Source organism: Propylenella binzhouense (genome assembly GCF_009866965.1).
GTDB lineage: Bacteria > Pseudomonadota > Alphaproteobacteria > Rhizobiales > Afifellaceae > Propylenella > Propylenella binzhouense.
On record NZ_SPKJ01000136.1, the window covers coordinates 1 to 8396 of the forward strand.

General features: G+C 71.0%; 10 protein-coding genes and 1 pseudogene. 9 read left to right on the plus strand and 2 right to left on the minus strand.

Features of this window, described 5'->3' with window-relative positions; all coding sequences use genetic code 11:
- The 4 genes and pseudogenes from E4O86_RS21180 to E4O86_RS21195 all read left to right on the plus strand — a co-directional run.
- A pseudogene (locus E4O86_RS21180) lies at positions 1-201 on the plus strand (ArnT family glycosyltransferase); the annotation flags it as partial.
- Positions 185-1015 (plus strand): phosphatase PAP2 family protein, encoded by an 831-nt coding sequence (locus E4O86_RS21185; protein ID WP_161142539.1) that lies wholly within the window; start codon positions 185-187, stop codon positions 1013-1015. The pseudogene E4O86_RS21180 and the gene E4O86_RS21185, both read left to right, overlap by 17 nt.
- Entirely contained in the window at positions 1015-1755 is a 741-nt protein-coding gene (locus E4O86_RS21190; protein WP_161142540.1) for a glycosyltransferase family 2 protein, read from the plus strand. The genes E4O86_RS21185 and E4O86_RS21190 overlap by 1 nt, the downstream gene beginning before the upstream one ends.
- Positions 1748-2056 carry a lipid-A-disaccharide synthase N-terminal domain-containing protein gene (locus E4O86_RS21195; RefSeq protein ID WP_161142541.1) on the plus strand — a complete coding sequence of 103 codons (309 nt, stop codon included), beginning with the start codon at positions 1748-1750 and terminating at the stop codon, positions 2054-2056. Before E4O86_RS21190 ends, E4O86_RS21195 begins: the two co-directional genes overlap by 8 nt.
- On the opposite strand, the gene E4O86_RS21200 is transcribed toward E4O86_RS21195, so the two are convergent.
- Positions 2025-2924 carry a hypothetical protein gene (locus tag E4O86_RS21200; RefSeq protein WP_161142542.1) on the minus strand — a complete coding sequence of 300 codons (900 nt, stop codon included), beginning with the start codon at positions 2922-2924 and terminating at the stop codon, positions 2025-2027. The two genes, E4O86_RS21195 and E4O86_RS21200, sit on opposite strands and share 32 nt — an antisense overlap.
- A gap of 158 nt (positions 2925-3082) precedes the next feature.
- On the opposite strand from E4O86_RS21200, the gene E4O86_RS21205 reads away from it, so the two are divergent.
- The 5 genes from E4O86_RS21205 to E4O86_RS21225 all read left to right on the plus strand — a co-directional run bounded on the left by E4O86_RS21205 (position 3083) and on the right by E4O86_RS21225 (position 7572).
- Positions 3083-4210 carry a type III polyketide synthase gene (locus tag E4O86_RS21205; RefSeq protein WP_161142543.1) on the plus strand — a complete coding sequence of 376 codons (1128 nt, stop codon included), beginning with the start codon at positions 3083-3085 and terminating at the stop codon, positions 4208-4210.
- Positions 4210-4719, plus strand: coding sequence for an isoprenylcysteine carboxyl methyltransferase family protein (locus E4O86_RS21210; RefSeq protein WP_161142544.1), 510 nt, complete (start codon positions 4210-4212; stop codon positions 4717-4719). The genes E4O86_RS21205 and E4O86_RS21210 overlap by 1 nt, the downstream gene beginning before the upstream one ends.
- Before the next feature lie 90 nt (positions 4720-4809).
- Positions 4810-6810: an acetyl-CoA carboxylase biotin carboxylase subunit gene (locus E4O86_RS21215; protein WP_161142545.1), complete on the plus strand. Its 2001-nt coding sequence runs from the start codon at positions 4810-4812 to the stop codon at positions 6808-6810.
- A gap of 1 nt (position 6811) precedes the next feature.
- Positions 6812-7087, plus strand: coding sequence for an acylphosphatase (locus tag E4O86_RS21220; protein WP_161142546.1), 276 nt, complete (start codon positions 6812-6814; stop codon positions 7085-7087).
- A gap of 203 nt (positions 7088-7290) precedes the next feature.
- Positions 7291-7572 carry a hypothetical protein gene (locus tag E4O86_RS21225; protein WP_161142547.1) on the plus strand — a complete coding sequence of 94 codons (282 nt, stop codon included), beginning with the start codon at positions 7291-7293 and terminating at the stop codon, positions 7570-7572.
- Positions 7573-7670: 98 nt separating this feature from the next.
- Here E4O86_RS21225 and lipB read toward each other — a convergent pair whose 3' ends face one another.
- A complete protein-coding gene (lipB, locus tag E4O86_RS21230) occupies positions 7671-8393 on the minus strand; it encodes a lipoyl(octanoyl) transferase LipB (protein WP_161142548.1) in 723 nt (240 codons plus the stop codon).
- Positions 8394-8396 lie beyond the last annotated feature (3 nt).

Genomic DNA, 8396 nt, shown 5'->3' on the forward strand with positions numbered 1-8396 from the left:
AGCGGCGAGGCGGCCGCGGACTGGCTCGCCGGCGAGGGCTGCCGCGTGGCGGCCGTGGAGGGGCGCGCTCTGCCCGCCTTCGAGGCACGCGCCGCGGCGCTCGGCATCGCGCCGGAGCGCGTCGGAACCGTCGAGGGCTTCAATTACAGCCGCGGGCGTCGCGCGACGATCGGGATCTACCGTGTTGCGAAGCCGGGTTGAAGCGCGGCTTGCCCCCTATCGCGAGGGCGCGCGCAGGATCTATCGGCGCGGCGCGGCGAACCTTGCTGCGTCCCGCGCATTCGCCCGCGCGCGGCGGCGCGACCGCCGCTTCGCGATTCTGCCCTATGACGGCTGGGGCGTGGCGAACGGCGTGGCGCTTGCGCTCACCGCCCTGCTCCTGACGGCATTTCTCGCCGATCCCTGGCTCTATGCCTGGCACGCCACGCTGCCCGGATGGCTGACGGCATTCTTTTCCGAGATCACCTGGCTCGGCGAGGCCAACTGGATCCTCGTGCTTTCCGGCGGGTTCTTCCTGGCGGCAATGGCCGGCGATGCGGCGATGCTCGGCGGACGGCTCCGCGCGCGCCGGGCGGTGAGGGCGGCTGCCGCCGGATACGTGTTCCTGTCCGTCGCCCTCGCCGGGCTCGCCGCGGTGATCCTCAAATACGCGCTCGGGAGGGCGCGGCCGCGGCTGTTCGAGACCGTCGGGCCCTATGCATTCGACCCGTTCGCGTTGAAGCCGGTCTGGTCGGGCTTTCCGTCGGGGCATGCCACCACGGCGATGGCTCTCGGCGTCGCGCTCGCTTTGCTCTTCCCGAAGGGGCGGTGGCTGTGGCTCTGCGCTGGGTTCTGGCTGGCGGCGAGCCGGCTTGCGACGCGGCAGCATTATCCGACGGACGCCCTCGCCGGTTGCCTTCTCGGTGCGCTGGTGGCATGGCTCCTCGCCCGTGCCTTTGCCCGGCTGCGGCTCGTCTTCGGCTTCGACGAAACAGGCGGGCTCATCCGCCGAAAGGGAGCTTCGGGTCGCCTGTGATGAACGATGACGCCCTCGACGTGACGGTGGTCGTGCCGTGCCGGAACGAGCGGGACAATATCGGTCCGTTGATCGACGAGATCGCGGAGGCGCTGCTCGGCCGCCGCCGCGAGATCGTCGTGGTCGACGACGGCTCGGACGACGGGACCGGGGAGGCCGTGCGGGCGGCGGCCGCCCGGCATCCGGGCATCCGGCTCGTCCGGCACGATCGCTCCGCCGGGCAGAGCGCGGCCGTGCGGACCGGCCTCCACGCGGCGCGCGGCGCGATCGTGCTGACGATCGACGGGGACGGCCAGAACGATCCTGCCTTCATGCCGGCCCTCCTTGCCGCTCTCGAAGCCGGCGGTTCCCAGATGGGCCTTGCGGCGGGCCAGCGGATCGGGCGCAAGGCGAGCTTCGCCAAGCGCCACGGATCGCGGCTCGCGAATGCCGTCCGCCGCGGCCTCCTGAAGGATTCCACCCGCGACACCGGCTGCGGCCTGAAGGCGGTCAGGCGGAGCGTGTTCCTGCGGCTGCCCTATTTCGACGGCTGGCACCGCTTCCTGCCCGCCCTCGTCCTGCGCGAAGGCTACGGCATCGCGACCGTCGACGTGGTGGACCGGCCGCGCCGGCACGGCCAGTCGAAGTACGGCATCTTCGACCGCCTGTGGGTCGGGATCGCGGATCTCTTCGGCGTGTGGTGGCTGACGAAGCGGCTCAGGGTCCGCCCGGCGTCCGAAGAGGTTTCGCTCGATGTCTGACCTGCTGCAGTGGCTTCACGACGTCTTCGTCGCCCAGTTCGATTTCTGGGTGCTGCTGGGCTTCGTCGCGCAGTTCCTCTTCATGATGCGGTTCCTGGTGCAGTGGATCGCGAGCGAACGGGCGCGGCGGTCGGTCATTCCGGTCGCGTTCTGGTTCTTCTCGCTCGGCGGCGGCTTCCTTCTGCTGGTCTATGCGATCCAGAGACAGGATCCGGTCTTCATTGCGGGCCAGGCGCTCGGGCTCCTGATCTACGTTCGGAACGTATGGCTCATCGCCAGGGAGAAGCGGGAGACGAACTGAGCGGCGAGGGCACGAGGCGATCGATGACGGCGGCCTCGAGCGCGTCGAGCTTCTCCGGGTCCGGCAGCGTGCCGAGCGCCTTTCCGGGCTTCTGGTTGTGGCGGGCGATGGGTGCCGCTTCGGCGGCCGGCGTTCCGATCTCGGACGGAAGGTCGAGCGCTCGTACGAGGGCATGCGCCGCGCCGCGCTCGCCGAGGCTTCCGACATCGAGGAAGACCGCACGGCAGCCGAGCCCGGTCGCGAGCTGGGCATAGGCCTCCTGCCGCGCCCCGGTCTCGAGCGCATACCAGTAGAGAAGCTGGTAGTCGGAGAGCTCGCGCCAATGCTCGAGCCGGAGGAAGACCCTGTCGTCCGGAGCGAGCAGATAGCGGCGGCCCATCGGCGTTCGGGCCGGGACCGTGCCGAGCCGGAGGTAGGAGAGCGCGATCTGCCGGACGTCCCGCCTCAGCATGATGAGGTCGGGACGGAGGCCGAGCGCGAGCGCAGGCTCCAGGAACCCCTTCCCGAAGAGATGGCTCGTCTCGGCGTAGACGGGCCTCGGGCACGATGCGATCGCCGGAATCTTCAGCTTCAGCAGGAAGTCGGCCGCCCTTTGTGGTCGCGATTGCGCCGCCCGCATGGCGAGCACGAAATCGGGGTGCGGCTCGTGGAAGGCCCCCACGGACGGGACCTCGCCGAGGCGCCGGCAGAGCGTCTCCGTCCCCGACCGGCCCGCCGTGATGCAGAAGATCAGGCGCTTCTCGCCGATCACCCGGCGCAGGGCGTCCTTGCAGGCGGCCGCCGGCGTCGCGGCCGCGCGGAGGCGCCAGTGGAGATCCCGGATGCGGTGTTTCAGCTTCATCCTGGCGGGGCCGACGTCACTCCGCATGCCCGGCATCGGCCGGGCCCCTCGTCTGGCGTGCCGGATCGTACACGTCAACAGGCCCGTTTCCACCGCGCATCCGCTCGACTACCATGTGGCCCCGTTCGGAACCTATCCCGATGCGAGGCCTTACCTCCTTTCCCCGAGAGAAGGATCGACCCGGGATGCTTGGGCGGAGGGGTAGTGACGGCGATGCCGGACCGGCACCTGCTCGCGCGCATGCGCGCCCGGACGCCGGAGCCGGGCAGGGAGCACGCCTGCTCGGGCTTGCCACCGTCGTTCCGCCCAATGCCCTCGACCAGGAACGGGTGCTCCTGGAGGCGATCGACCGCTTCGGCCTGACCGCGGTGCAGGCCGCGCAATGCGGGGCGATCTTCCGGAACACCGGCATTTCGTGCCGCTATTCCGCCCGCGATTTCCCGTGGTTCCGCGGCAGCCAGGACTGGGCGAGCCGGAGCAGCGCGTACCTGGAGGGTGCGAGCGATCTCTTCCTGCGGGCCGCCGGGGCCGCCCTGGCGCAATCCGGGATCGACCCGGGCGCGGTCGACACGGTCGTGACCGTCAGCTCGACGGGCATCGCGACCCCTTCGCTCGAAGCGCGCGTCCACGGGACGCTCGGCCTGCGTCCGGACGTGCGGCGCGTGCCGGTCTTCGGCCTCGGCTGCGCCGGCGGCGCAAGCGGGCTTTCGCTCGCGACGCGGCTGGCGGCCGCGGAGCCCGGCTCGACCGTGCTCCTCGTGGTGGTCGAGCTCTGCACGCTCGCCTTCCGGTCCGACGCGGCGAGCAAGTCGAACATCGTGGCGACCGCCCTTTTCGGGGACGGAGCGGCGGCGGCCGTCGTGCGCGCCGGCGACGGGGCGGGCGGCATTCTCCAGCTCGAGCGTTCGGGCGAGCATCTCTGGCCGGACACGCTCGACGTGATGGGCTGGGACGTCGATCCCGTGGGCTTCAGCGCGATCTTCTCGAAATCCATCCCCGATCTCGTCACCGAGCGGCTGCGGCCGGCCGCGGAGGCCTTTCTCGCGGCGGGCGGCCGGCGTCTGGAGGAGATCGAGCACTACGTCTTCCATCCCGGCGGCGCGAAGGTGGTCGAGGCGCTGGAAAGGACGTTCGGCCTCGCTCAGGGATCGCTGAGCTGCGAGCGGGACGTGCTCCGCCGCTTCGGGAACATGTCCGCGCCGACCGTCCTCTTCGTGCTGGAGCGCGCTCTCGCCGAAATGCGTGGCGGGCCCGGGCTCCTGGTTGCGCTCGGTCCGGGCTTCACCGCGAGCTTCGTCGGCTTCTCGGCCTGATGCAGGCCGACGCCTTCGCGGCCGCGATCCTGGCGCTCCTGACGGTGCAGCGGATCGGGGAGCTCGCCTATGCGCGGGCGAATACGCGGCGCCTCCTCGCCGAGGGCGGGCGGGAGCACTGCGCCCGGCAATATCCGTTCATCGTCTCCCTCCATGCGCTCTGGCTCGCGGGCCTCTGGATGCTCGCATGGGGCCGGCCCGTTTCCCTGGTCCTGGTGGCCGTCCTGGTGCTCCTCCAGGCGTTCCGGTTCTGGGTCCTCCGCGCGCTCGGGCGGCGCTGGACGACGCGGGTGATCGTGGTACCCGGCGAGAGGCTCGTGCGCGAAGGGCCCTATCGCTGGCTGCGGCACCCGAACTACCTGATCGTCGCCGCCGAGATCGCCGTGGTTCCGCTGATCTTCGGCCTCGTCCTCTATGCGGCGCTCTTCACCGTCGCGAACGCGGCAATCCTCTGGGCCCGGATCGTCTGCGAGGAGGCCGCCCTGGGGAGCGCGCCGAGGCCGGACTAGCGGGGCAGGCGGGCGTCCGGCCGGATCTTTGGTCCTGTTGCGGACGCATCCTGCCGCGCCTATGCCATTCCAAGGCCTGGAGCGCATCCGATGTTCGACACGATACTGATCGCGAACCGCGGCGAGATCGCCTGCCGCATCATCAGGACCGCGCGGCGCATGGGGATCAGAACCGTGGCGGTCTGTTCGGAGGCCGACCGCAACGCGCTCCATGTCGAGATGGCCGACGAGGCCGTCGAGATCGGCCCGCCGCCGGCGGCCCGGAGCTATCTCTCGATCGACCGCATCCTCGATGCGTGCCGGGCGACCGGCGCCGACGCGGTACATCCCGGCTACGGCTTCCTTTCGGAGAACGCGGCCTTCGCGCGTGCGCTCGAGGCGGCCGGCATCGTCTTCATCGGGCCGCCGCCCGCCGCGATCGAGGCGATGGGCGACAAGATCGAATCGAAGCGATTCGCCGAGCGGGCCGGCGTCAGCATTGTGCCGGGCTATCCCGGCGAGATCGCCGATGCCGACGAGGCGCTCCGGATCGCCGAGGAGGTCGGATTTCCTGTCATGATCAAGGCCTCGGCGGGCGGGGGCGGCAAGGGCATGCGCATCGCCCGCTCCGCGCGCGAAGTGAGCGAGGGGTTCCAGCTCGCGCGCTCGGAGGCGCGCTCGTCGTTCGGCGACGACCGGGTCTTCATCGAGAAGTTCATCGAGGAGCCGCGCCACATCGAAATCCAGGTCCTCGCGGACGGGCACGGAAATGCCGTCCATCTCCTGGAGCGCGAATGCTCGATCCAGCGCCGGAACCAGAAGGTCGTCGAGGAGGCGCCGTCCGCCTTCCTCGATGCCGGCACCCGCGCGGCCATGGGCGAGCAGGCCCTGGCGCTCGCCAGGGCGGTCGGATACCGGAGCGCCGGGACGGTCGAGTTCATCGTCGACCGCGACCGCAACTTCTACTTCCTGGAGATGAACACGCGCCTGCAGGTGGAGCATCCGGTCACGGAGCTCGTCACCGGCATCGATCTCGTCGAGCAGATGATCCGCATCGCGGCGGGAGAGACCCTCGCGCTCGCGCAGGCCGACATCGTCCCGCGCGGCTGGGCGATCGAGGCACGGATCTATGCGGAGGATCCCTACCGCAACTTCCTGCCTTCCATCGGCCGGCTCACGCATTACCGGCCGCCGGAAGAGGGCAGCCAAGGCGGCGTGACCGTACGCAACGACACCGGCGTCTACGAGGGCGCCGAAATCTCGCTCTTTTACGATCCGATGATCGCCAAGCTCTGCACGCATGCGCCGACGCGCGGCGAGGCGACCGACGCCATGGCGGAGGCGCTCGACGCCTTCACGGTCGACGGCATCCGCCACAACATACCCTTCCTCTCCGCGCTGATGACGCATCCGCGCTGGCGCGAGGGCCGGCTTTCCACCGCCTTCATCGCCGAGGAATATCCCGACGGCTTCCAGGGGGTGGGAGAGGATTCCGCAGGCGACCGTACCTTCGCCCTGATCGCGGCGAGCATCGAGATCGAGGAGCGCCGCCGCCGGAGCCGCGCCGACGGCCGCCTCGCGCCGGCGGGACCGCCGGGGGAGGCGTGGTGCGCCATGATCGACCGGAAGGTGGTGCCGCTCACGATCCATGCCGGCGGCCCTGGCGAGCTGTCGATTTCCGTGGACGGCGCCGCCTTGGTCGCGGTGGCGAGCGGCTGGCGCCCCGGCGAGCGGGTCTGGCGCGGCCTGATCGGCGGCGAGCCGGTCACCGCCCAGGTGGCGAGGCGCGGCACGCTCCTCGAGATCGCGCGGCGGGGGCGGAGCGTCTCCGCGCGTCTCGTCAGCCCCACGGCCGGCCGGCTGCAGGCGCTGATGCCGGAAAAGGCGGCGGCCGATACGTCCCGGGTGCTGCTCTGCCCGATGCCGGGGCTCGTCGTCTCCATCGCCGTCGCGGAGGGCCAGAAGGTCGAGCCGGGCGAGGCGCTTGCGACCGTGGAGGCGATGAAGATGGAGAACGTGCTGCGGGCCGAGCGCGAGGTGGTGGTGAAGGCGATCCGCGCCCGGCCGGGCGAGAGCCTCGCGGTCGACGCGGTGATCATGGAGTTCGAATGAGATGCGCAGCGTCGCCGTCAGGATCGAGGGGCGGGTGCAGGGCGTCGGCTTCCGCGCCTGGACGCGCCGCCAGGCGGCCCGGCTCAGCCTCGCAGGATGGGTGAGGAACGAGCCGGACGGGACTGTCTCCGCTCTGTTTTCCGGCCCCGAGGAACTGGTCGAGGAGATGGTCGCGCTGTGCCGGCGCGGCCCGCCCGGCTCGGTCGTCCTCCGCATCGGCGTCTCCGAGGCGGAGCATCCGGAGCCCGGCGCGTTTACCATATTAACGAATCGTTAAGCGCCGATTCGCACCTTAACCGCCTGTTAAGCTATGATGCCCCCGCAAACCGAGCGGGGTGCGTCATGTCCAGGATCCGCATTCTTATCGCGGGCGCGGCCGCGGCCGGCGTCGCGGCCGGCGCGAATGCCACTCCGGCGCCTCTGAACGAAGAGCCGCAAGTCCTTGCCGCAGCGACACAAACGCGGATCCTCGACAATGCGGTGAACGTCCAGCTCCGGTTCGTGCCGGAGGGCGGTCCGGAGAGCGGGCATGTCCGCGTCCTGCTGACGCCGGAGGAGCGGCCGCTCACCTTCTTCGAAGCGCGCTCGGCCGCGCAGCAGGCCTTCCTGGAGGCGGTCGGCGAGAAGGGAATCGGCGAAAACCTCAAGAGGATCACGGTGGTCGTGCGGCTCGTGCCGAAGAGCGACGATCCCGCGCTCGAGCAGAGATTCCTGTTCGTGCACAAGGGCGGCAAGGACTGGGCGATCCTGCCGGCCGAATGAGGCGCGGGCCGGCCACGGTGCCGGCCATGCACCCGCCCGGTGCCGGCGCGGCATCGGCCTGATACCCGCGTCGCGGCCGCCTCGGTGGACGATGCCCGTCAGGCGCGGGCGGTCGGTCCGAAGATCGTCTCGAAGGCCGCGCGGAGCGCCCCGTCCACCTCCGGCATCGCGGCGGGGATGCCGAGATCGGCGAGGCTGGTGACGCCGTAGCCCGTTATCCCGCACGGCACGATCCCGGCGAAATGATCGAGATCCGGCTCGACGTTGAGCGCGACGCCGTGGAAGGTCACCCAGCGGCGGACGCGGACCCCAATCGCGGCAATCTTGTCCTCGGCCGCGGCGCCGCCGGCAAGCGGCGGCTTCTCCGGCCGGCGCACCCAGACGCCGACGCGGTCCTCCCGCCGCTCGCCCGTGACGTTGAAGGCGGCGAGCGCGGCGATCAGCCAGGCCTCGAGCGCGGCGACATAGGCGCGGAGGTCGGTGCGCCGGCGGGCGAGATCGAGCATGACATAGGCCACGCGCTGGCCGGGGCCGTGATAGGTGTATTCGCCGCCGCGCCCGCTCCTGAAGACGGGGAACCTTTCGGGCGCGAGAAGGTCGGCCGGATCGGCGCTGGTGCCGGCGGTATAGAGCGGCGGATGCTCGACCAGCCAGACGAGTTCGTCCGCCTCCCCGGCGCGGATCGCCGCGACCCGCGCCTCCATGAAGGCGACCGCCTCCGCATAGGGGACGGGCGCGTCGGCGATCCGCCATTCGACCGGGGGCGCGTCCGGCGGCGCGCGCAGCAGCGCGCCGAGGGCGTCGCGGCCGGCCGGCCGCACGGC

Excerpts from the sequence above, each read along its gene's own strand:
- E4O86_RS21190 (WP_161142540.1), top strand. The coding sequence starts at position 1,015 with ATGAACGATGACGCCCTCGACGTGACGGTGGTCGTGCCGTGCCGGAAC.
- E4O86_RS21195 (WP_161142541.1), top strand. The coding sequence starts at position 1,748 with ATGTCTGACCTGCTGCAGTGGCTTCACGACGTCTTCGTCGCCCAGTTC.
- E4O86_RS21200 (WP_161142542.1), bottom strand. The coding sequence starts at position 2,924 with ATGCGGAGTGACGTCGGCCCCGCCAGGATGAAGCTGAAACACCGCATC.
- E4O86_RS21205 (WP_161142543.1), top strand. The coding sequence starts at position 3,083 with ATGCTTGGGCGGAGGGGTAGTGACGGCGATGCCGGACCGGCACCTGCT.
- E4O86_RS21210 (WP_161142544.1), top strand. The coding sequence starts at position 4,210 with ATGCAGGCCGACGCCTTCGCGGCCGCGATCCTGGCGCTCCTGACGGTG.
- E4O86_RS21215 (WP_161142545.1), top strand. The coding sequence starts at position 4,810 with ATGTTCGACACGATACTGATCGCGAACCGCGGCGAGATCGCCTGCCGC.
- E4O86_RS21220 (WP_161142546.1), top strand. The coding sequence starts at position 6,812 with ATGCGCAGCGTCGCCGTCAGGATCGAGGGGCGGGTGCAGGGCGTCGGC.